Source organism: Streptomyces collinus Tu 365, from assembly GCF_000444875.1.
Lineage (GTDB): Bacteria > Actinomycetota > Actinomycetes > Streptomycetales > Streptomycetaceae > Streptomyces > Streptomyces collinus_A.
Genome location: NC_021985.1, coordinates 4,340,628 through 4,361,792 on the forward strand (window position 1 = coordinate 4,340,628; position 21,165 = coordinate 4,361,792).

Here is a 21,165-nt window from a genome sequence, read left to right on the forward strand (position 1 = left end):
GTGTCGGTGGACTCATCTGCGCGGACTTGCGCACGGTCGTGCGGGCATATGCGCGAGAATGGGCCGGTGACCTCAGCGACCAGACAGCCCGGGACCCCGGCCGCCGCCCTCAGGCCGCGGCTGATCGCCACCGACCTCGACGGCACTCTGCTGCGCGACGACAAGTCGGTCTCCCCGAGGACGGTCGCCGCGCTGGCCGCCGCCGAGGACGCGGGCATCGAGGTCTTCTTCGTCACCGGCCGCCCGGCCCGCTGGATGGACGTGGTGAGCGACCACGTCCACGGGCACGGCCTGGCGATCTGCGGCAACGGCGCCGCCGTGGTCGACCTGCACGGCGGACCGGGCACCCACCGGTTCGTGAAGGTGCGCGAACTGGCCCGCCAGAACGCGCTGGACGCCGTACGGCTGCTGCGCGGGGCGGCCCCCGGCACGGTGTTCGCCGTCGAGCAGACCTACGGCTTCCACCAGGAGCCCGCGTATCCCAAGCTGCACATGGAGATACCGGACAACCTGCAGCCCGCCGAGGCCCTGCTCGCCGCCGACGGCCCCGACGCGGACCAGCCCGTCCTCAAGATCCTGGCCTACCACCCCGACCTCGACCCGGACGCCTTTCTCACCCTCGCCCGCCAGGCGATCGGCGAGCGCGCCAACGTCACCCGCTCCAGCCCCAGCGCCCTGCTGGAGATCAGCGGGCCCGGCGTCTCCAAGGCCAGCACCCTCGCCCTGTGCTGCGCCGAGCGCGGCATCTCACAGGAGGACGTCGTCGCGTTCGGGGACATGCCCAACGACGTCGAGATGCTGACCTGGGCCGGCCGGTCCTACGCGATGGGCAACGCCCACCCGGACGTCATCGCCGCCGCCTCCGGCCGCACGGTCGCCAACAACGACGACGGCGTCGCGGTCGTCATCGAGCGGCTGCTCGCCGAACACGGCTGACCGCGCGGCGGGGGCCACCGGTGACCTCCGCCGTCACCGCGCCCCCATCAGTGACTCCGCCGCCCGCTCCCGGCGGGCCATGGTCCGCAGCGGCCCGTCCACGACGGCCAGCTCCGCGTAGGGGCCCCGCTGCACCACCCGGCCCGCGTCGAGCACGACCACCTCGTCCACCGCTTCGAGACCGGCCAGCCGGTGGGTGATCAGCAGCGTCGTACGGCCCTCGGTGGCGGCCAGCAGATCCGCGGTCAGTGCGTCCGCCGTGGGCAGGTCCAGGTGCTCGGCGGGCTCGTCCAGGACGAGCACCGGGAAGTCGGCGAGCAGCGCGCGGGCCAGCGCGAGCCGCTGCCGCTGTCCGCCGGACAGCCGCGCCCCGTGCTCCCCGACCAGCGTGTCCAGCCCGTCCGGCAGCCCGTCCACCCACTCCAGCAGCCGGGCCCGGTCCAGCGCGTCGCGCAGATCGGCCTCATCGGCGTCCTTCCGCGCGAGCAGCAGGTTCTCGCGCACGCTGCTGTCGAAGAGGTGCGCGTCCTGGGCGCACAGCCCGACCAGCCGCCGTACGTCGTCACCGGCGAGCGCGCACGCGTCCACCCCGGCGAGCGTGTACGAGCCCGCCCCCGGGTCGAGGAACCGCAGGAGCACCTGGGCCAGGGTCGTCTTGCCCGAGCCGGACGGGCCGACGACGGCGATCCGGCGCCCCTGCTCCAGGGTGAGGTCCACCCCGGCGAGCGCCTCCCGGTGCTGCCCCGGGTAGCGGGCGGTCAGCCCACCGAGGACGACCGGGAACGGCACCGCGGGAGCCTGCCGGGGCCGTGCGGGCTCGCGCACCGGCTCCGGGGCGTCCAGCACCTCGTACACGCGCTCGGCGCTGTGCCGCACCCGTTGCCGGTGGCGCACGGCGAGCGGCAGCCCCAGCACGGCCTCGAAAGCGGCCAGCGGGGTGAGGACCACGACGGCCGTCGCGACACCGGCCAGCCGGCCGGCGGCCACCGCCTGGGCGGCGAGCAGCGCGGTCGCGGTGACGGTCAGACCGGACAGCAGCGCGGTCAGGCCGTCGCCGAGCGCGGTGACGGCGGCGGAGCGCGAGGCGATCCGGGTGAGGGTGCCGTCGGCCCGAAGGGCCGCGGCGGTGCGGGCGGGCAGCGCGCCGGCCACGGTCAGCTCGGCGGTGCCGGTGAGCAGGTCGGTCACCCGGGTCGCGAGCACGCCCCGTGCGGGCGCCAGGCGCCGCTCGGTGCGCCGGGCCGCGGCCGCGGTGACCAGCGGTACGCCCACACCGGCCGCGAGCAGCCCCGCCGCGAGCGCGGCCCCGGCCTCGGGCAGCAGCCATGTCGTGAAGGCGACGGAGCCGGCGGAGACGACGACCGCGACACCGGCGGGCAGCAGCCAGCGCAGCCAGTAGTCCTGGAACGCGTCCACGTCGGCGACCAGCCGGGACAGCAGATCGCCCCGGCGTGTCGTGCGCAGTCCCGCCGGCGCCAGCCGCTCCAGGCGCCGGTACACGGCGACCCGGGTGTCGGCCAGCATCCGCAGCACCGCCTCGTGCGACACCAGTCGCTCGGTGTAACGGAAGACGGCGCGGCCGATCCCGAAGGCGCGCGTCGCCGTCACCGCCACCATCAGGTAGAGCACCGGCGGCTGCTGCGAGGCCCGCGAGATGAGCCATCCGGAGGTGGCCATCAGCCCGACGGCGCTGCCGAGCGCCAGGCTGCCGAGCAGCAGGGCGAGGAGCAGCCGGCCGCGTCGAGACCCGGCCGACTCCCGGACCCGGGCCAGGACTCGGCGCCGGGGTGCGGTGACGCCGGGGCACGGCCCGTCCTCGGCGGGTCCGTCCGCCGCGCTCGCTCGGAGGGCGCGGGCCGCGGTGCCGTCCGGCCGGACGGCCACGGCGGCGGAGGTCCGCGGACCGCCCGGCTCGGTGGTGACCGGCACAGCGGTGGCCGACGCGGTGGCGGCGGGCTCGGCCCCGGCCGGCCCGAGGACGCGGGCCGTGGGGAGGGGCAGCCGCACCACGCGGTCCGCCACGTCCAGCAGGGCCGGCCGGTGCACCACGAGCAGCACCGTGCGGCCCACGGCTAGGCGCCGCACCGCCGCCACGACCTCGGCCTCCGTCGCCCCGTCCAGCGCCGCCGTCGGCTCGTCCAGGAGCAGTACGGGCCGGTCGGCGAGGAACGCCCGGGCCAGCGCGAGCCGCTGTCGCTGACCGGCGGACAGCCCGGCCCCGTCCTCCCCGAGCACCGTGTCGGCGCCCTCGGGCAGGCCGTCCACGAACTCCAGCGCTCCCGCGTCCGCGAGGGCCCGGCGTACGGCGGCGTCGTCCGCCCCGGGCCGGGCCAGCCGTACGTTCTCCGCGATTGTCCCCGCGTACAGGTGCGGCCGCTGCGGCACCCACGCGACCCGGGACCGCCATATGTCGAGGTCGAGGTCCGCGAGGTCGGTCCCCCCGATCCGGACCCGGCCCTCGGTGGGCCGCACGAACCCGAGCAGCGTGTTCACCAGGGTCGACTTGCCCGCGCCGCTCGGTCCGACCAGCGCCACGGTCTCACCGGGCTCGACGGCGAAGGACACCCCGGTCACGGCGTCCGCCGAGCGTCCCGGGTAGCGGACCGTCACGTCGTCGAAGGCCACCGGGCCCGCGGGGACCGCTCCGGTGCCGGACGCCGGGACCGGCGTCTCCAGGACGGCGAAGATTTCCTCGGCCGCGGCCAGGCCCTCGGCCGCCGCGTGGTACTGCGCGCCCACCTGGCGCAGCGGCAGGTACGCCTCCGGTGCCAGGATCAGGATGACCAGGCCGATGGAGAGATCCATGTCGCCGTGCACCAGGCGCATGCCGATGGTCACGGCGACCAGCGCGACCGACAGGGTCGCCAGCAGCTCCAGGGCGAAGGAGGAGAGGAAGGCGATCCGCAGCGTCCGCATGGTGGCCTGGCGGTACTCGCCGGTGATCCGGCGGATGGACTCGGCCTGTGCCTTGGCCCGGCCGAACACCTTCAGGGTGGGCAGTCCGGCGACCACGTCCAGGAAGTGACCTGAAAGCCGCGAGAGCAGCCGCCACTGACGGTCCATCCGGGACTGGGTGGCCCAGCCGATCAGCATCATGAAGACGGGGATCAGTGGCAGGGTGCCCACGATGATGGCCGCCGAGACCCAGTCCTGGGTGACGATCCGCGCCAGTACGGCCACCGGGACGACCACCGCGAGCCCCAGCTGCGGCAGATAGCGGGCGAAGTAGTCGTCCAGGGCGTCGACGCCCCGGGTGGCCAGGTTCACCAGTGAGCCGGTCCGCTGCCCGCTCAGCCATCCGGGGCCCAGCAGTGCGGCACGCTCCATGAGCCGGCCCCGCAGCTCCGACTTCACCGCCGCGCTCGCCCGGTGCGCCGCCCGTTCGGTGAGCCACGCGATCGCCGCCCGGCCCACGGCCACGGCCCCGAGCAGCAGCAGGGGGGTACGCAGACCGGAGACCGGTTGCCCGTGCTGGAAGGCTCCGACCACCACCTCGGCGACGAGCATCGCCTGGGCGATGACCAGCACGGCACCGAGGGCGCCCAGGGCGACGACCGCCACCAGGAAGAGGCGGGTGGCCCGGGCGTAGCGCAGAAGACGGGGATCGATCGGTTTCACGTGAAACAGGCCCTTCGGTCCAGAGGGTGTGTTTCACGTGAAACACACCCTCGGCGGACTCAGTGTGCGGCGCCGGCGGCAGCCTCAGGCGCGATGTGCTGCGTACCGATCCGCTTGCGGAACACCCAGTAGGTCCAGCCCTGATAGAGCAGGACGAGCGGAGTGGCGATCGCCGCGCACCACGTCATGATCTTCAGCGTGTACGGGCTCGACGAGGCGTTGGTGACCGTCAGGCTCCAGTCCCCGTTGAGCGTGGACGGCATGACGTTCGGGAAGAGCGACAGGAAGAGCATCGCCACTGAGGCAACGATGGTCACGCCGGACAGGGCGAACGACCAGCCCTCGCGCCCCAGCTGGTTGGCCACCAGAGCGGCCGCCAGGGCGGCGACCGCGACGATCAGGGCCACCAGGCTCTTGCCGTCACCGCTGTCCGCCTGGGTCCACAGCAGGAACCCGAGCACCAGCACCGCCGTGACGAGACCGACCCGCAGCGCCAGCTTCCGGGCCCGCACCCGGATGTCCCCGACCGTCTTCAGCGCCGTGAACACCGCTCCGTGGAAGGTGAACAGCGTGAGCGTCACCAGGCCGCCGAGCAGCGCGTGGGGGTTGAGCAGGTCCCCGACGGTGCCGACGTACTCGAAGTTCCGGTCGATCTTCACGCCCCCCACGATGTTCCCGAAGGCCACTCCCCACAGGAACGCCGGGATGAGCGAGGTCCAGAAGATGGCCGTCTCCCAGTTGCGTTGCCAGTTCTCCTCGGGCCGCTTAGCCCGGTACTCGAAGGCCACGCCCCGCACGATCAGGCAGACCAGGATGGCCAGGAGCGGCAGGTAGAAGCCGGAGAAGAGGGTGGCGTACCACTCCGGGAAGGCCGCGAAGGTGGCGCCACCCGCGGTGAGCAGCCAGACCTCGTTGCCGTCCCAGACGGGGCCGATCGTGTTGATCAGCACCCGGCGCTCGGGCCGGTTGCGGGCGAGCAGCTTGGTGAGGACACCCACCCCGAAGTCGAAGCCCTCCAGGAAGAAGTAGCCGGTCCACAGGACGGCGATCAGGACGAACCAGACGTCGTGAAGTTCCATGACTGTCCCCTCGGCCTAGTACGAGAAGGCCATCGGCTTGTCGGCGTCACGTGTGTCGCCGCCGATCTTCGTGGGCGGATTGAGGTCGGCTTCGGTCAGCTCGGGCGGGCCCGCCTTGACGTACTTCGCGAGGAGCTTGACCTCGACGACCGCGAGGATGGCGTACAGCGAGGTCAGGACGATCATCGAGGTGAGGACCTCGCCCTGGGAGACACCGGGGGAGACGGCCTGCCGGGTCTGCAGCACGCCGTAGACGGCCCACGGCTGGCGGCCCATCTCGGTGAAGATCCACCCCCAGGAGTTGGCGATCAGCGGGAAGGCCAGGGTCCAGACCGCGATGCGCCAGTACCAGGTGGTGAGCGTCGGGGCGAGTGCCTTGTCCCGGAACAGGACCAGGTGCGGCACCTCGTCGTCGGCGACCCTCAGGTGCTGCGGCAGCAGGAACTTCTTGCGGGTCAGCCAGAGGCCGGCCAGGCCGATCCCGAAGGAGGCCATACCGAAGCCGATCATCCAGCGGAAGCCCCAGAAGGCGACCGGGATGTTGGGCCGGTAGTCGCCGGGCCCGAACTTCTGCTGTTCGGCCTTGTTGACGTCGTTGATGCCGGGCACGTACGAGTGGAGGTTGTCGTCGGCGAGGAAGGACAGCAGGCCCGGGATCTCGATGGCCACGCTGTTGTGGCCCTTGTCGACGTCGCCGTAGGCGAAGATCGAGAACGGCGCGGGCTTCTGGCCGTCCCACAGCGCCTCGGCGGCCGCCATCTTCATCGGCTGCTGCTTGAACATCACCTTGCCGAGCACGTCACCGCTGACCGCGGTGAGCAGACCCGCGATGACGACCGTGATCAGGCCCAGCCGCAGCGAGGTCTTCATCTCCCGAACGTGCCGCTTGCGGGCCAGGTGGTAGGCCGAGACACCCACCATGAAGGCACCGCCGGTCAGGAAGGCCGCGGAGAGGGTGTGGAAGGCCTGGCTGAGCGCGGTGTTCTGGGTCAGTACGGCCCAGAAGTCGGTCAGCTCGGCACGGCCCTTCGCCCTGTCGATCTTGTATCCGACGGGGTGCTGCATCCAGGAGTTGGCCGCCAGGATGAAGTACGCCGACAGGACCGTGCCGATCGAGACCATCCAGATGCAGGCGAGGTGGATCCTCTTCGGCAGCTTGTCCCAGCCGAAGATCCACAGTCCGATGAAGGTGGACTCGAAGAAGAACGCGATCAGCGCCTCGAAGGCGAGCGGGGCACCGAAGATGTCGCCGACGAAGCGCGAGTAGTCCGACCAGTTCATGCCGAACTGGAACTCCTGGACGATGCCGGTGACCACGCCCATGGCGATGTTGATCAGGAAGAGCTTGCCCCAGAACTTGGTCGCCCTGAGGTACTTCTCCTTCTCCGTGCGGACCCAGGCCGTCTGCAGCCCGGCCGTGAGAGCGGCCAGAGAGATCGTCAGGGGGACGAACAGGAAGTGGTAGACGGTGGTGATGCCGAACTGCCAGCGCGCCAGTGTCTCCGGCGCCAATGCCAATTCCACGTCGTCAGCTCCTTACCTCGCCAGGGGGTGGCAGGCCCGCTTGTGAATGCGTTCACATTCACAAGCCATTATGACCTACTGATTTTCGGTCCGGAAGGGTGGGGGGGTGCTAACGCCATGACGTCAGTGCCTTGGCAGCGACTTCAACATCTTGTTGAATTGCGCGCCATGCAGATACGGATCTCCTGGCCCTCGGGGCACCTCACCGCGACCTTGAACGACACACCGACCGCACAGGCCCTCGCCAAGGCGCTGCCGCTCTCCTCCACCGCTTACACATGGGGCATGGAGGTCTATTTCGACACAGGTGTCGCTGTTTCACGTGAAACGGACGCCCGGGAGGTCGTGGAGCCGGGCACCGTGGCGTTCTGGACGGACGGGGACTCCCTCGCGCTCCCCTATGGGCCCACGCCCATCTCACGGGGCGACGAGTGCCGGCTGGCAAGCCCGTGCAACGTCCTCGGGCAGGTGGACGGGGACGCCCAGATCCTGGCGACGGTGCGCGCGGGCGATCCCGTACGCGTCGAGTCGGTGGACGAGTAAGGCCCCGCACCAGGCGGGGCCCTCCTCCGAACCGCTACGGGAATCTCTCACGGCACCCCCGCAGCTCTCCTCAGATCTCCTTGCGGAACGCTTCCGCCACCTTCAGGAAGATGTCGTTCGCCTCGGTCTCCCCGACCGTCACCCGCACACCCTCACCGGGGAACGGCCGCACGACCACACCGTGCTCCTCACAGGCAGCGGCGAAGGCGACCGTGCGCTCCCCCAGCCGCAGCCACACGAAGTTGGCCTGAGTCTCGGGTACCGTCCAGCCCTGCGCGCGCAGCGCGTCCACCACGCGCGTGCGCTCGCACACCAGCGAGCCGACCCGGCCCAGCAGTTCGTCCTCGGCCCGCAGGGAGGCGATGGCCGCCTCCTGCGCGAGCTGACTGACACCGAACGGCACCGCCGTCTTGCGCAGCGCCGCCGCCACCGGCTCGTGCGCGATGGCGAAACCGACCCGCAGACCGGCGAGGCCGTACGCCTTGGAGAAGGTGCGCAGGACACAGACGTTGGGCCGCTCCCGGTACAGCTCCACGCCGTCGGGCACCTCGGGGTCGCGGATGAACTCCCGGTACGCCTCGTCCAGCACCACCAGCACATCGCTGGGCACCCGGTCGAGGAACCGCTCCAGTTCGGCCCGCCGCACCACCGTGCCGGTCGGGTTGTTGGGGTTGCAGACGAAGATCAGACGCGTGCGGTCGGTGATCGCGGCCGCCATCGCGTCCAGGTCGTGCACATCGCCCGGCGTCAGCGGGACCTGCACCGAGCGGGCACCGCTGACCTGCGTGATGATCGGGTACGCCTCGAAGGACCGCCAGGCGTACATCACCTCGTCGCCCGGACCGCTCGTCGCCTGGATCAGCTGCTGGGCCACCCCGACCGAGCCGGTACCGGTGGCCAGGTGGGAGAGCGGGACGCCGAAGCGGTCCGACAGCTCGTTCATCAGCCCGGTGCATGCCATGTCCGGGTATCGGTTGAAGTCGCAGGCGGCCGTCGTCACCCTCTCCAGCACCCCGGGCAGCGGCGGATAGGGATTCTCGTTGGAGGACAGCTTGTAGGCGACCGGCCCGCCGGCCGCGGCGGGCTTGCCCGGCTTGTAGGTGGGGATACCCTCCAGCTCGGCGCGCAGCTTCGGGCTCGTCTCGCTCACCGCAGTCCTCCTCGCGACCACCGGCGGACCGTCAACGCCGCCGGCTTCCAATACTGCTCACCTTATGAGGATTCGGCGCCCGTGCGAACAGGTGCGGGACAGCAAGAGGTGAACCTCATGCGCCCCACCGGCATCACGGGCATCACCACCCGAAGGTGTACGTATCGGGGGCGCTCTCTACATATATCTACGCGCCGGTGGCTCGCGCCGTAGCGCGCATCACCCGTGAAGGTGAGTTGAGACCTCTTCGAGACATCCGGCACTTGGCAGGCCCATGCGCGTCGACACAACACGACCTCGCATGAAAGCACTCAAGTGCCTTGTTTTCTTAGGTAGTTGACCCGGTATAGCCATGCAGAAACGTGCCTGTCAACGCCTGCATATGCGTCCGCCCTACCCCACCGCATGAGCCCTACTATCGGCTCGCCATGACAGCAGCAGGGAAGCACCAGGTGAGCCGCGCGGAAACCTCACGTCGAGGCAGTCGGCCGGGCCGGGCAGGCATCAGAGACGTCGCCGCCGCCGCCGGGGTCTCCATCACGACCGTCTCCGACGCCCTCAACGGCAAGGGCCGGCTCCCGGATGCCACCCGGCGCCACGTGCGGGAGGTGGCCGACCGGCTGGGGTACCGCCCCTCGGCCGCCGCCCGCACGCTCCGTACCGGCAAGTCCGGGCTGATCGGCCTGACCGTGACGACGTACGGGGATGAACCTTTCACCTTCACCGAGTTCGCCTACTTCGCCGAGATGGCCCGGGCCGCCACCTCCGCGGCGCTGGCCCGCGGCTACGCCCTGGTCATCCTGCCCGCGACCTCGCGGCACGACGTGTGGTCGAACGTGGCGCTGGACGGCACGGTCGTCATCGACCCCTCCGACCAGGACCCGGTGGTCAGCGAACTGGTCCGGCAGGGGCTTCCGGTCGTCTCCGACGGGCGCCCGGCCGGCACCCTGCCGGTCACCGCCTGGGTCGACAACGACCACGAGGCCGCCGTCCTCGGCATCCTGGACCACCTCGCCGCCGCGGGCGCCCGCCGGATCGGCCTGCTCACCGGCACGACGACGGACACCTACACCCACCTGTCGACCACCGCCTACCTGCACTGGTGCGAGCGTGTCGGCCAGGACCCGGTCTACGAGGCCTATCCGGCCCACGACCCGTGCGCGGGCGCCGTCGCCGCCGACCGGCTGCTCGCCCGCCCCGACCGGCCCGACGCCGTCTACGGCCTGTTCGACCCCAACGGCACCGACCTGCTCGCCGCCGCCCGCCGCTACGGCCTGCGCGTCCCGGAGGACCTGCTGCTGGTCTGCTGCAGCGAGTCCACCGTGTACGCCAACACCGAGCCGCCCATCACCACCCTCTCGCTGAAGCCGCGCCGGATCGGCACGGCGGTCGTGCAGCTCCTCATCGACGCCATCGAGGGCGTCGAGTCGGACCACACCGTCGAGCAGGTGATACCGACGGAGCTGATCGTGCGTACCTCGTCCCAGCGACGCCCCCCGCGCACGACGGTCAGCCCGCCGCGGACTCCCGAGAAGGGCTAGCGCGGTCTCCCGGCGACGGACGGGGCGCCCGGACCGAGCACCGCACGCCCCGTCCGCGCGCCCTCGCACCACGCGCCGACCGCCGCACCCGCACGGCCGACACGTCCCGGGCCACCGGTAGAACCCCTGCCCAAACGGGGCGAAAGCCGCGGCGAACCGGAGTCCTGTTCCGATTCACCACCCCTGGGTCATCACACGGCGCTACGCGCATTCCTATGATGGGCGCACGACACCGCGGGGCCGCTGCGACCAGGCAGTCCGGAGCGGTGCAGCTGCGGCGCGATGGTGGAGGGGTCTGATGACTCAGGGGGCCGGTCAGGGACCCGAGGTGGAGCGGACGGCGACGTTGCGCGACTTCCGGGTACCCGCGTACGTCCACGAGACCGGTCCGTACGTCCACGAGCTGCCCGGCGACACCGCCCCCGTCGTGGACGAGGCCTATCCCGAGGGCTACACGCCCACCCAGCGCGACCTGCCCGTCATCAACCGCGGCGACACCCTCCAGGTGCCCGTGGAGCCGGCCGCCGCGGCCCCCGCCCCGGTGGCCGCGACCGGCCCAGGCCCGCTCTACGTCGTCGGCGACGTCCACGGCTACCTGGACGAACTGATGGCCGCCCTGCGGGAGAAGGGCCTGATCGACACGGCAGGCCAGTGGTGCGCGGGCACCGCCCGGCTGTGGTTCCTCGGCGACTTCACCGACCGCGGCCCCGACGGCATCGGCGTCATCGACCTGGTGATGCGGCTGTCCGCCGAGGCGGCCGCGGCCGGCGGCTACTGCAAGGCCCTCATGGGCAACCACGAGCTGCTGCTGCTCGGCGCCAAGCGGTTCGGCGACACGCCCGTCAACTCCGGCGCGGGCACCGCCACCTTCCAGGCGGCCTGGCTGCTCAACGGCGGCCAGAAGACCGACATGGACCGCCTCCAGGACCACCACCTGCAGTGGATGGCCCGCCTCGACGCCGTCGAGGAGGTGGACGGCTACCTGCTGGTCCACTCCGACACCACCGCCTACCTCGACTACGGCGACTCGATCGAGGCGGTCAACGACACCGTCCGCGAGACCCTGACCCGCAACGACGCCGACGAGGTCTGGGACCTGTTCCGCAAGTTCACCAAGCGCTTCTCCTTCCGCGACGAGGGCGGCGCCGACGCCGTGCGCTCCCTGCTCGACATGTACGGCGGCACCCGCGTCGTCCACGGCCACAGCCCCATTCCGTACCTGCTCGGCGAGGTGGGCTCCGAGGACGACACCGAGGAGGGCGGCGACCCCGTCGTCGTGGGCCCCCACGTCTACGCCGAGGGACTGGCCATCGCCATGGACGGCGGCGTCACCATGGCCGGAAAACTGCTGGTCCAGCAACTTCCCCTGGACGCCTGACGGTTCACCGGGCCCGCGGGCCCGGCCACATGCCCGCAGGTGGGTATGGTTTTTCCGCAAACCCCCTGTCACCGTGTGCCGTCACGGCTCTACCATCGGATTATCCGTAGCAGGCTCCCCTCCGTTTCTGCCCGACGGCTCGCCGGCGTGCGAGCCCCAGCCCTACGGAGCATCGGGGGATGCACATGAACAGCGTTCCGCAGCACCTGCTGAGCGAGGACCGCCAGGAATTCGAGCGGATCCTCGATGAGGCGCTGCGCTCCGCCCCTCACCGACCGGAACTCGCCGCTGTCGGACAGCGGCTCAACCCCGAACAACTGCGCACCATGGCGCTGAACGCCACCGCGCTGATAGCGGCGGCCGCGGCGACCGAGTACCAGCACTACGTGAAGGCCCGGGAGGAACTGCGCCAGCCGGCGCCGGCCACCGCTCCCGCCGGCCGCGACTCCGTCCCCGCCGGCCCGGGCCCGGACGCGCTCGGCCTGGCCGCCGGCCTCGGCGAGGCGGCCGAGACCACCGGCGCCGGGGCCATCGCCGTGATCGCGGTGCTGGCACCCGTCCTCGCCGGCACCGCCGCGGCGATCTTCCTGCTCGTCGGCTACATCCTGAAGATGCTGGACCCCGGCCAGGCCTTCGCCCGGACCATGCTCACCGCGGGCTGGACGTTCGGCGCCATGGCCGCGGCCGCGATCCTCGTCGCCGCGGTCGCCCTGCTGCTCACCGCCCTGCGCAACAAGGCCTCGGACGAGGCCGGGGCGCCCGGCGCGGTGAGCGAGGAAGTGGCCAGGGCCAGAGACGCCTGGCGCGAGGCGCTGCTGGAACGCGGCATCCTGCCGTTCCTGCGGGACGCGCTCGCCCAGCCCGACACGGTCGCCGTGCACCGCACCGCTCCCCAGCCTCCGACCGGCCGGATGCCGCGCCTCGGCTACGACCGGCCCGGCTTCAGCAGCCCCGACGACGGCTCCGCCTCCGGCCGTCCGAGTTTCACCAGTCCCGACTACACGAGCCCCGACTTCGGCGGCCCGGACCACCAGCCGGAATAGCCCGCGGCTCGCGCCCCCGCCCAGGGGCGCGGGCCGAACGGGATTCCCCCAACCGCCCCGCGGCGGCGCCGCGTCCCGGGAGGCCCCGGAACCAGCGCCCGCCTCAGGACGGCGTCACTCCGCCAGCGGCAGGTACACCCGATTGCCCGCGGCGGCGAACTCCTTCGACTTCTGCGCCATGCCCTCCTCGATCTCGGCCTGACTGCCCCCGTGTTCACGGCGGATGTCCTGCGAGATCTTCATGCTGCAGAACTTCGGCCCGCACATCGAGCAGAAGTGGGCCGTCTTGGCGGGCTCGGCCGGCAGTGTCTCGTCGTGGAACTCCCGCGCCGTGTCCGGGTCCAGCGCGAGATTGAACTGGTCCTCCCAGCGGAACTCGAAGCGGGCGTCGGAGAGCGCGTCGTCCCACTCCTGGGCGCCAGGGTGGCCCTTGGCCAGGTCGGCCGCGTGCGCGGCGATCTTGTAGGTGATCACGCCCGTCTTGACGTCGTCGCGGTTGGGCAGACCCAGGTGCTCCTTGGGCGTCACGTAGCAGAGCATCGCGGTGCCCCACCAGGCGATCATCGCGGCGCCGATGCCGGAGGTGATGTGGTCGTACGCCGGCGCGACGTCGGTGGTCAGCGGGCCGAGCGTATAGAACGGAGCTTCATCGCAGATCTCCTGCTGAAGGTCGATGTTCTCCTTGATCTTGTGCATCGGGACGTGGCCCGGGCCCTCGATCATCGTCTGTACGTCAAAACGCCTGGCGATCCGGTTGAGTTCCCCGAGCGTGCGCAACTCCGCGAACTGCGCCTCGTCGTTGGCGTCGGCGATCGAGCCCGGCCGCAGGCCGTCGCCCAGCGAGTACGTGACGTCGTAGGCGGCGAGGATCTCGCAGAGCTCCTCGAAGTTCTCGTACAGGAACGATTCCTTGTGGTGCGCCAGGCACCACGCGGCCATGATGGAGCCGCCGCGCGAGACGATGCCGGTCTTGCGGCGGGCGGTGAGCGGCACGTACGGCAGCCGGACGCCCGCGTGGACGGTCATGTAGTCCACGCCCTGCTCGGCCTGCTCGATGACGGTGTCCTTGTAGATCTCCCAGGTCAGTTCCTCGGCCCTGCCGTCGACCTTCTCCAGCGCCTGGTAGAGCGGCACCGTGCCGATGGGGACGGGGGAGTTGCGCAGCACCCACTCGCGGGTGGTGTGGATGTTGCGGCCGGTGGACAGGTCCATGACCGTGTCGGCGCCCCAGCGGGTCGCCCAGGTCATCTTCTCGACCTCCTCCTCGATGGAGGAGGTGACCGCCGAGTTGCCGATGTTGGCGTTGACCTTCACCAGGAACCGCTTGCCGATGATCATCGGCTCGATCTCCGGGTGGTTGACGTTGGCCGGCAGCACCGCGCGTCCCGCAGCGATCTCCTCGCGGACCACGTCGGGATCGACGTTCTCCCGGAGCGCGACGAACTCCATCTCCGGCGTGATCTCACCCCGGCGCGCGTAGGCGAGCTGGGTGACCGCCTCACCCGCACGGCCCCGGCGGGGCTGGCGGGGGCGGCCGGGGAAGACCGCGTCGAGGTTGCGCAGTCCGCCGCGGGGCGCGGTGTGCTTGATGCCGTCGTCCTCGGGCCGGACGGGACGGCCCGCGTACTCCTCGGTGTCACCGCGAGCGATGATCCAGTTCTCCCGCAGGGGTGCCAGTCCCCGGCGGACATCGGTGTCGACGAGTGGATCGGTGTACGGGCCCGACGTGTCGTACAAGGTGACCGACTGCCCGTTGGTGAGGTGCACCTGACGGACCGGCACGCGCAGGTCGGAGCGGGTGCCCTCGACGTACGCCTTGTGCCAGCCGATGGACTTCCCGGCCTCCTGGGACATGTCGTCCTGAACGGAGGCAGGCGTGCGTGCGTCCTTGTTGGTCATGAGACCTACTCCCTACGCCGGCATTACCCGGTAACAGGTTCGGCGGTCGACGCAGCGGCTTCCGTCCACCGATGCTTCCCGTGGAACACGTTCCACGTGAAACATCGCGTCTACGGAGGTCAGCGCCCTCTCAGCCCGGTGCTCCGAGCTCCCGCGTGTGCAAAGGTGCCTCCACGCTAGCGTCAACTCGGGCGAGGTGAACAGAGGGCCTCTCTCGTTCTTGCGATGATCGGGCGGTGACCACCATGGACCAGTACCCCTATCCGCCGTCCGAGCCACCTCGCGAGGGTGGCTCCGGGCACGGCGACGGACACGGCCATGACGGCCATGTACCGCAGGGTGGGCCGGCGCGGGCCCGTACCGACGACCGGGGCGCCGTCCACCACCAGAGACCCGCCCAGACCGCCCCAGGGCCTGTCCCGGCCCCCGGGCACGGCCCGGCGCACGGTCATGCCCCGGGCCCCGGTCACGGACATGCGCCCGAGGGCCACGGCCAGGGGCACAGTCAGGGCCACGGCCACGGCCACGGCCACGGCCACAGTCACAGCCATGGGCCGGCCGCCCCGGTCTCGAAGCACCTGCGCAAGGTCATCGCGGCCGTCCTGATCCCGTTCACCGCGGCGGTCGTGGTCGGCCTGGTGGTGCTGTGGCCCGGGGGAGCCCCGTCGCACGAGCGCACCGGGGTCGGCTTCGACCGCCAGACGCAGCAGGCCACCGTCGCCCGGGTGGTGGAGGTCAGCTGCAGCGCGGTCAACGCCTCGGGCGGCGGCTCCGCGCCCGGCGGCACCTCCGGGGCCACGGGCGGCTCGGCCGCGCTGGGGGAAAAGGGCCCGAAGGGCCCCTGCAAGAAGGCCACGGTCCGGGTCGACACCGGCAAGGACAAGGGCCGCACGTTCACCGAGATCGTGCAGCCGGACCAGACACGGCAGTTGCACCAGGGCGAGAAGGTCGTGGTCGCCTACGAGCCCTCGGCCCCCAGGGAACTGCAGTACTCCGTCACCGACGTGAGCCGCAAGGTCCCGATGGCCCTGCTCGCGGGGATCTTCGCACTCGCCGTCGTGGTGGTGGGCCGCCTGCGGGGCGTCATGGCGCTGGTCGCGCTCGCCGTGAGCTTCCTGGTGCTCACCCTGTTCATCCTGCCGGCGATCCTCCAGGGATCGAACCCGCTGCTGGTGGCCGTGGTCGGGTCGAGTGCGATCATGCTCATCGCGCTCTACATGTGCCATGGACTGTCCGCCCGCACGTCGGTCGCGGTGCTCGGCACGCTCGTCTCCCTCCTGCTGATCGGCGTCCTCGGCTCGGAGTTCATCGACTGGGCCGCGCTCACCGGCAACACGGACGACAGCACCGGTCTGATCCACGGCCTGTACCCGTCGATCGACATGAGCGGTCTGCTGCTGGCAGGCGTCATCATCGGGTCACTGGGCGTCCTGGACGATGTGACGGTGACCCAGACCTCGGCGGTCTGGGAGCTGCACGAGGCCAACCCGGCCATGGGCTGGCGCGGGCTGTACCGGGCGGGCATCCGGATCGGTCGCGACCACATCGCCTCGGTGGTCAACACCCTGGTCCTCGCCTACGCCGGTGCCGCGCTCCCGTTGCTGCTGCTGTTCTCGATCGCGCAGAGCAGCGTGGGCACGGTGGCCAACAGTGAACTGGTGGCCGAGGAGATCGTGCGCACGCTGGTGGGTTCGATCGGCCTGGTCGCGTCCGTCCCGCTCACCACCGTGCTGGCCGCCGTGGTGGTGTCGGCCGACCGGCCGGGGCCGGGGAAGACGGCCCCGGGCGCGGAGACCGCTCCCGCACGTGCGGGCCGGGGCCGTCGCCGGAAGCGGTGAGCCCGGGGGGCACGCCCCTGAAGAAGCGTTCCTGCATAGCGTCACGTGCTCCCGCACAGGCCGGGACCGCGGCTCGGCGGACACCGCCGGGCCCGCTCCGGCAGGTGCCTCAGCCCGCGCTCTGCTCCTCGGCCAGGATGCGGTCCAGCGCCTCGTCGAGGTGGGCGTCGAAGTCCGCCAGCGCGCCCTCCTGGCCGAGCGGGACCAGCTTGTCCGTACGGTCGAGGAAGGCCACCAGCGGAGGCGTCGAGGAGCGGAACAGGGCATGGTCGCAGCCGACCTGAAGCCGGATCAGCACCTCGCCCAGCACCTCGGCATCGGCGGGAGCGATGTGCACGTCGCCCTCCCCGCACGGCCGCCCTACCCCGTCGATCAGCAGCTCGCGGCCGAAGGCCCAGGTCACCGGGGCATCACCGGGAAGGTGGAAGGTGAGCCGCACGGCATAGGGATCACAGGTCTCGTAGCGCAACTCCACCGGAATGCGGAAGGAGAGCTCCTCGGACACGAGAAAGCTCATCATGACTTCTGCCTGTACGGATTCGCGCATCGCCTACCCCGTCATATGACATCGACTGGCCGGGATTCGTCCCTCGACCGTGGTCAAATCTTGCTGAAAGTACACGAGAGATCACAAGGAGTGAGTTTTCAGATACTGATAGAGAGGGTAAGGGCCCCGAGATGGCGCCCGATCTCGCCCTGCAGCCGACGGGCGGCGGGCAGCAGCCGCTCCGCCTGACGGGCGGGGAGGGAGAGGGCCATCGTGGCCGCCGTGGTGCCGACCGTGATCGGGATCGCCGCGCAGACCGTCCCGAGCGCGTACTCCTGGCGCTCCACCACCGGGCCCATCCGCGGTGTCCTGGCCAGACGGCGCATCAGGGCATGGTTGTCACGCACCGTGTAAGGCGTCAGCGACCGCACCGGATAGCGGGCGAGGTGGTCCCGGCGGGCGTCCTCGTCGAGCTGGGAGAGCAGGCACTGGCCGATCGCGTGGGCGTGCCCGGTCTCGCGGAAGTCGGCCCACTCCTCGACCGCCGGCGTCTCGCGTGAGCCGGAGACGCACATGACCTCGATCTCGCCGTCCCGGTACATCGCGAAGTACATCGGGACACCGATCGAATCACGCCAGTGCGCGAGGGTGTCGGCCACCGTGCTGCGACGTTTCTCCTTCGCTCCGCTGCTGCCGAGCCGTTCGGCCGCGTCACCGAGAAAGAACAGCCCCTTCTCCCGGCGCAGATAGCCCTCGTGCACGAGGGTGCGCAGCAGGTGGTAGGCCGTGGGCAGGGCGAGGCCGGTCTCGCGGGCGAGTTGTTTGGCGGGGGCGCCGTACTCGTGGACCGCGACGGTCTCCAGCAGGCGCATCGCGCGCTGGACGGATCCGATGAGGGTCGCGGCGGGCGAGTGCCCGGGGCCGTCGGCGGGGTGCGCGGACGCAGTGACGGTCGCGGCGCCGGGTTGTCCCGGGACGGCCGCGCCGGGGGGCCGCTGCACCGGGGGAGCACAGGAGCGGGGCGGGGCGGGGCGTGCGTGTGGTTCTGCCGGTGCGGTGTCAACCGTGGCCAAGGGTCACTCCGGAAGCGCGAGGTGGGGGCAGCCCGTGCGCGTGGGACACGGGTGGGGGTGTGTGCCTCCCGCGGGGCCCGGCCCCGCGTAGGGTTCCGGACTCTAACCGCCCGCCACCGCATGCGGACGGCTCGCCGGGGAAACTTCCCTCCCCCGAGGGAACCGGTGGATCCCGTTACCGGTCACCGGCTCCCGCGAGCCTCACCAGTCGCTGCGCGACGAGGAGTTCGACATGAACTTGCGCACGACGTAGATCAGTCCGCCGACCAGGGCGACGAAGACCAGCGCCTTGAAGAGCAGTCCGATCACGAAGCCCACGACGGTCGCTATCAGGCCACCGAACACGACCAGGGCGATGACCGGCACCGCGACCCACTTCACCCACCACGGCAGCCCAGCGAAGATCTCTCGCATTGCCCTCGTCCTTTGCGTTCCGGAGCGTCCGCGGCGCGGTGTGCGCTGCCGCCGGACGCGGTTCTCGATGTCTGCCTCGATGCTAGGGCGCCGGAGGGGCCCGCGGGCGCCCCGCGCCCCTTGTCCTCCCCTGACCCGCCCCCTAGGGAACCCCGAGGGCCGGGCTCACGCCTCAGGCGGAGAGAAGACGACCAGGACCCGCAGGTCCTCGCTGATGTGGTGGAACTTGTGGGCGACGCCGGCCGGCACGTACACCACGCTGCCGCGCGCCACCTGCGTGGTCTCCAGACCCACGGTGATCGAGGCGCGGCCGCTGACCACGACGTAGACCTCGTCCTGCTGGTGCGGCTTCTGCGGGTCGTGCTCGCCCGCGTCGAGCGCGTACAGGCCGACCGACATGTTCCGTTCCCGCAGGAACTGCAGGTAGGCCCCGTCGTTGGCGGCGCGCTCCGCCTCCAGTTCGTCCAGCCGGAATGCCTTCATCGCGTTGCCGCCCTCGCCCCACTGCTCGCCGTCGATCCCGTCTGCCACGATCAGACACATGAAGAATTTCGTAGTCAAGACGATCGCCAACGCGGGCGCCCTGGCGGTCGCCGTGTGGCTGCTCGACAAGATCACCCTCACCGGTGACAGCACCGGGAAGAAGATCGGCACGCTGATCGTGGTAGCGCTGATCTTCGGCCTGGTCAACTTCCTGGTCAAGCCGGTCGTGAAGGTGCTGACCTTCCCCCTGTTCATCCTGACCCTGGGGCTGATCACCCTGGTCGTCAACGCGCTGATGCTGCTGCTGACGTCGTGGGTGTGCGGCAAGCTCGATCTGAGCTTCCACGTGGACGGCTTCTGGACGGCCGTACTCGGTGGCCTGATCATCTCCGTCGTCTCCTGGGCGCTGAACCTCGTGCTGCCCGACGAGGACTGAGTACGCCATGACCTACCGCGTCTGTTTCGTGTGCACCGGCAACATCTGCCGCTCCCCCATGGCCGAGTCCGTCTTCCGCGCGCGTGTGGAGGAGGCCGGTCTCGCGCAGGTGGTGGAGATCGACAGCGCCGGGACCGGCGGCTGGCACGAGGGGGAGGGCGCCGACCCGCGCACCGTCGCGGTCCTCGGCGAGCACGGCTACGGCACCGCGCACACCGCGCGCCGCTTCCAGCCGTCCTGGTTCGCCGACCGCGATCTGGTGGTCGCTCTGGACACCGGACATCTGAAGGCCCTGCGACGGCTCGCGGCCGGCGAGGAGGACACCCGCAAGGTGCGTCTGCTGCGCTCGTACGATCCCGCGGCCGGTGACGACCTCGACGTGCCGGACCCGTACTACGGGGGCCTCGACGGCTTCGAGGAGTGTCTTGCGATGGTGGAGGAGGCGAGCACCGGCCTGCTCGCCGCTGTACGGGAACGACTGGAGGGACGGGCCGCATGAGCGACGCCACCAAGGACGCGGGCCACATCGGCGACGGCACGCGCGCGGTACGGGCCGGGCTGCCCGAGCCGGTCAAGCACGAGCCGACCCTGCCGGGGCCGGTCTTCGCCGCCCACTTCCACCTGCCCGGCGACGTGACGGGACCGTACTCCTACGGCCGGGACGACAACCCCACCTGGACGCTGCTGGAGCGTGCCATCGGTGAGCTGGAGGCGCCCGGACGGGACGACGTCGAGACGCTGGTGTTCGCCTCCGGCATGGCGGCGATCTCCTCGGTGCTGTTCTCGCAGCTGCGCGCCGGCGACGCCGTCGTGCTGCCCTCCGACGGCTACCAGGTGCTGCCACTGGTCCGCGCCCAGCTGGAGGCGTACGGCATCGAGGTGCGCACCGCTCCCACCGGCGGCGACGCCCAGCTGGAGGTCCTCGACGGCGCGCGCCTGCTGTGGATCGAGTCGCCGTCCAACCCGGGGCTCGACGTGTGCGACATCCGGCGGCTGGCGGAGGCGGCGCACGCGCGCGGTGTCCTGGTGGCGGTGGACAACACGCTCGCCACCCCGCTCGGGCAGCGCCCGCTGGAGCTGGGCGCCGACTTCTCGGTGGCCAGCGGTACCAAGCAGCTGACCGGGCACGGTGACGTGCTGCTGGGCTACGTGGCCGGGCGCGACGCGGAGGCGATGGCCGCCGTACGCCGCTGGCGCAAGATCGTCGGTGCGATCGCCGGACCCATGGAGGCCTGGCTCGCGCATCGCTCCATCGCCACCCTCACGCTGCGGGTCGATCGGCAGAACGCGACGGCCCTCGTCCTCGCCGAGGCGCTGCGCCAGCGGCCCGAGGTGTCCGGGCTGCGCCACCCGGGACTGCCCGGCGACCCCTCGCACAAGGTCGCCTCGCAGCAGATGCGCCGCTATGGCTGCGTGGTCTCCTTCACGCTTCCCACGCGTGCGCGTGCCGAGCGTTTCCTTGAGGCACTGCGCCTGGTGGAGGACGCGACGAGCTTCGGCGGCGTGCGGTCCACGGCCGAGCGCCGCGCCCGCTGGGGCGGGGACCCCGTCCCGGAGGGCTTCATCCGCCTGTCCGTCGGCGCCGAGGACCCCGAGGACCTGGTGGCGGACGTGCTGCGGGCACTGGACGAGTCGGCACAGTGACCGCCCCGGGCCGCCCGCCGGTGCTGCGGGCGGTCCGAACCTCCCCCCTCGTGGCTCGGACCGCCCCGGTTCCGCGCGC

At 71.2% G+C, this 21,165-nt stretch carries 18 protein-coding genes and 1 riboswitch; of the genes, 9 read left to right on the forward strand and 9 right to left on the reverse strand.

Features of this window, described 5'->3' with window-relative positions:
- Nucleotides 1-48: 48 nt before the first annotated feature.
- Entirely contained in the window at nucleotides 49-936 is an 888-nt protein-coding gene (locus B446_RS18940; RefSeq protein WP_106960585.1) for a Cof-type HAD-IIB family hydrolase, read from the forward strand.
- Between the two features lie 33 nt (nucleotides 937-969).
- On the opposite strand, the gene cydD is transcribed toward B446_RS18940, so the two are convergent.
- From cydD to B446_RS18955, 3 genes are read right to left on the reverse strand one after another with little or no spacing between them, the layout of a single operon-like run.
- Nucleotides 970-4,554: a thiol reductant ABC exporter subunit CydD gene (cydD, locus tag B446_RS18945; RefSeq protein ID WP_020941050.1), complete on the reverse strand. Its 3,585-nt coding sequence runs from the start codon at nucleotides 4,552-4,554 to the stop codon at nucleotides 970-972.
- Between the two features lie 59 nt (nucleotides 4,555-4,613).
- Complete coding sequence (gene cydB / locus B446_RS18950; RefSeq protein ID WP_020941051.1) at nucleotides 4,614-5,633, reverse strand: cytochrome d ubiquinol oxidase subunit II; 1,020 nt, start codon at nucleotides 5,631-5,633, stop codon at nucleotides 4,614-4,616.
- A gap of 15 nt (nucleotides 5,634-5,648) precedes the next feature.
- The gene (locus B446_RS18955) at nucleotides 5,649-7,157 is read right to left on the reverse strand and encodes a cytochrome ubiquinol oxidase subunit I (protein ID WP_020941052.1); all 1,509 of its coding nucleotides are present in this window, start codon (nucleotides 7,155-7,157) and stop codon (nucleotides 5,649-5,651) included.
- A 168-nt stretch (nucleotides 7,158-7,325) separates the two neighbouring features.
- Here B446_RS18955 and B446_RS18960 point away from each other — a divergent pair, with 168 nt between their 5' ends.
- Nucleotides 7,326-7,700, forward strand: coding sequence for a cyclophilin-like fold protein (locus B446_RS18960; RefSeq protein WP_020941053.1), 375 nt, complete (start codon nucleotides 7,326-7,328; stop codon nucleotides 7,698-7,700).
- Nucleotides 7,701-7,770: 70 nt separating this feature from the next.
- Here the strand turns inward: B446_RS18960 and hisC are convergent, their stop codons facing one another.
- Nucleotides 7,771-8,850 carry a histidinol-phosphate transaminase gene (hisC, locus tag B446_RS18965; RefSeq protein ID WP_020941054.1) on the reverse strand — a complete coding sequence of 360 codons (1,080 nt, stop codon included), beginning with the start codon at nucleotides 8,848-8,850 and terminating at the stop codon, nucleotides 7,771-7,773.
- Between the two features lie 428 nt (nucleotides 8,851-9,278).
- Between hisC and B446_RS18970 the strand changes: the two genes are divergently transcribed.
- The 3 genes from B446_RS18970 (at nucleotide 9,279) to B446_RS18980 (ending at nucleotide 12,812) form a co-directional block, all read left to right on the forward strand.
- A complete protein-coding gene (locus tag B446_RS18970; protein WP_043475974.1) occupies nucleotides 9,279-10,391 on the forward strand; it encodes a LacI family DNA-binding transcriptional regulator in 1,113 nt (370 codons plus the stop codon).
- Nucleotides 10,392-10,689: 298 nt separating this feature from the next.
- Nucleotides 10,690-11,769, forward strand: a complete 1,080-nt coding sequence (locus tag B446_RS18975) for a metallophosphoesterase (protein ID WP_020941056.1) — start codon at nucleotides 10,690-10,692, stop codon at nucleotides 11,767-11,769.
- Between the two features lie 179 nt (nucleotides 11,770-11,948).
- Nucleotides 11,949-12,812, forward strand: coding sequence for a hypothetical protein (locus tag B446_RS18980; RefSeq protein WP_020941057.1), 864 nt, complete (start codon nucleotides 11,949-11,951; stop codon nucleotides 12,810-12,812).
- Between the two features lie 114 nt (nucleotides 12,813-12,926).
- Here B446_RS18980 and thiC read toward each other — a convergent pair whose 3' ends face one another.
- Complete coding sequence (thiC, locus tag B446_RS18985; RefSeq protein WP_020941058.1) at nucleotides 12,927-14,711, reverse strand: phosphomethylpyrimidine synthase ThiC; 1,785 nt, start codon at nucleotides 14,709-14,711, stop codon at nucleotides 12,927-12,929.
- Nucleotides 14,704-14,876: riboswitch (TPP riboswitch) on the reverse strand. (Overlaps the previous gene by 8 nt.)
- A gap of 80 nt (nucleotides 14,877-14,956) precedes the next feature.
- On the opposite strand from thiC, the gene B446_RS18990 reads away from it, so the two are divergent.
- On the forward strand, nucleotides 14,957-16,549 hold the full coding sequence (locus tag B446_RS18990; protein WP_419184174.1) for a YibE/F family protein: 1,593 nt from the start codon (nucleotides 14,957-14,959) through the stop codon (nucleotides 16,547-16,549).
- Between the two features lie 109 nt (nucleotides 16,550-16,658).
- On the opposite strand, the gene B446_RS18995 is transcribed toward B446_RS18990, so the two are convergent.
- From B446_RS18995 to B446_RS19010, 4 genes are all read right to left on the reverse strand, one after another.
- Entirely contained in the window at nucleotides 16,659-17,096 is a 438-nt protein-coding gene (locus B446_RS18995) for an SsgA family sporulation/cell division regulator (RefSeq protein WP_043475980.1), read from the reverse strand.
- Between the two features lie 98 nt (nucleotides 17,097-17,194).
- Complete coding sequence (locus B446_RS19000; protein WP_268825383.1) at nucleotides 17,195-18,109, reverse strand: IclR family transcriptional regulator; 915 nt, start codon at nucleotides 18,107-18,109, stop codon at nucleotides 17,195-17,197.
- A 201-nt stretch (nucleotides 18,110-18,310) separates the two neighbouring features.
- Nucleotides 18,311-18,523, reverse strand: coding sequence for a DUF5326 family protein (locus tag B446_RS19005; RefSeq protein WP_020941063.1), 213 nt, complete (start codon nucleotides 18,521-18,523; stop codon nucleotides 18,311-18,313).
- 165 nt (nucleotides 18,524-18,688) lie between these two features.
- Entirely contained in the window at nucleotides 18,689-19,006 is a 318-nt protein-coding gene (locus B446_RS19010; protein ID WP_020941064.1) for a cupin domain-containing protein, read from the reverse strand.
- Nucleotides 19,007-19,064: 58 nt separating this feature from the next.
- Between B446_RS19010 and B446_RS19015 the strand changes: the two genes are divergently transcribed.
- Genes B446_RS19015 through B446_RS19025 form a run of 3 tightly spaced genes read left to right on the forward strand, consistent with a single transcriptional unit; the run spans nucleotide 19,065 to nucleotide 21,086 of the window.
- The gene (locus tag B446_RS19015; RefSeq protein ID WP_020941065.1) at nucleotides 19,065-19,442 is read left to right on the forward strand and encodes a phage holin family protein; all 378 of its coding nucleotides are present in this window, start codon (nucleotides 19,065-19,067) and stop codon (nucleotides 19,440-19,442) included.
- A 7-nt stretch (nucleotides 19,443-19,449) separates the two neighbouring features.
- On the forward strand, nucleotides 19,450-19,941 hold the full coding sequence (locus B446_RS19020) for a low molecular weight protein-tyrosine-phosphatase (RefSeq protein ID WP_020941066.1): 492 nt from the start codon (nucleotides 19,450-19,452) through the stop codon (nucleotides 19,939-19,941).
- A complete protein-coding gene (locus tag B446_RS19025; RefSeq protein ID WP_020941067.1) occupies nucleotides 19,938-21,086 on the forward strand; it encodes a cystathionine gamma-lyase in 1,149 nt (382 codons plus the stop codon). Before B446_RS19020 ends, B446_RS19025 begins: the two co-directional genes overlap by 4 nt.
- The last annotated feature ends 79 nt before the right edge of the window (nucleotides 21,087-21,165 follow it).

Bases quoted from the DNA above. Each gene is read 5' to 3' on its own strand.
- B446_RS18940 (WP_106960585.1), top strand. From the start codon at position 49: ATGCGCGAGAATGGGCCGGTGACCTCAGCGACCAGACAGCCCGGGACC.
- cydB (WP_020941051.1), bottom strand. From the start codon at position 5,633: ATGGAACTTCACGACGTCTGGTTCGTCCTGATCGCCGTCCTGTGGACC.
- B446_RS18960 (WP_020941053.1), top strand. From the start codon at position 7,326: ATGCAGATACGGATCTCCTGGCCCTCGGGGCACCTCACCGCGACCTTG.
- B446_RS18970 (WP_043475974.1), top strand. From the start codon at position 9,279: ATGACAGCAGCAGGGAAGCACCAGGTGAGCCGCGCGGAAACCTCACGT.
- B446_RS18975 (WP_020941056.1), top strand. From the start codon at position 10,690: ATGACTCAGGGGGCCGGTCAGGGACCCGAGGTGGAGCGGACGGCGACG.
- B446_RS18980 (WP_020941057.1), top strand. From the start codon at position 11,949: ATGCACATGAACAGCGTTCCGCAGCACCTGCTGAGCGAGGACCGCCAG.
- thiC (WP_020941058.1), bottom strand. From the start codon at position 14,711: ATGACCAACAAGGACGCACGCACGCCTGCCTCCGTTCAGGACGACATG.
- B446_RS18990 (WP_419184174.1), top strand. From the start codon at position 14,957: ATGGACCAGTACCCCTATCCGCCGTCCGAGCCACCTCGCGAGGGTGGC.
- B446_RS18995 (WP_043475980.1), bottom strand. From the start codon at position 17,096: ATGCGCGAATCCGTACAGGCAGAAGTCATGATGAGCTTTCTCGTGTCC.
- B446_RS19005 (WP_020941063.1), bottom strand. From the start codon at position 18,523: ATGCGAGAGATCTTCGCTGGGCTGCCGTGGTGGGTGAAGTGGGTCGCG.
- B446_RS19010 (WP_020941064.1), bottom strand. From the start codon at position 19,006: ATGAAGGCATTCCGGCTGGACGAACTGGAGGCGGAGCGCGCCGCCAAC.
- B446_RS19015 (WP_020941065.1), top strand. From the start codon at position 19,065: ATGAAGAATTTCGTAGTCAAGACGATCGCCAACGCGGGCGCCCTGGCG.
- B446_RS19020 (WP_020941066.1), top strand. From the start codon at position 19,450: ATGACCTACCGCGTCTGTTTCGTGTGCACCGGCAACATCTGCCGCTCC.
- B446_RS19025 (WP_020941067.1), top strand. From the start codon at position 19,938: ATGAGCGACGCCACCAAGGACGCGGGCCACATCGGCGACGGCACGCGC.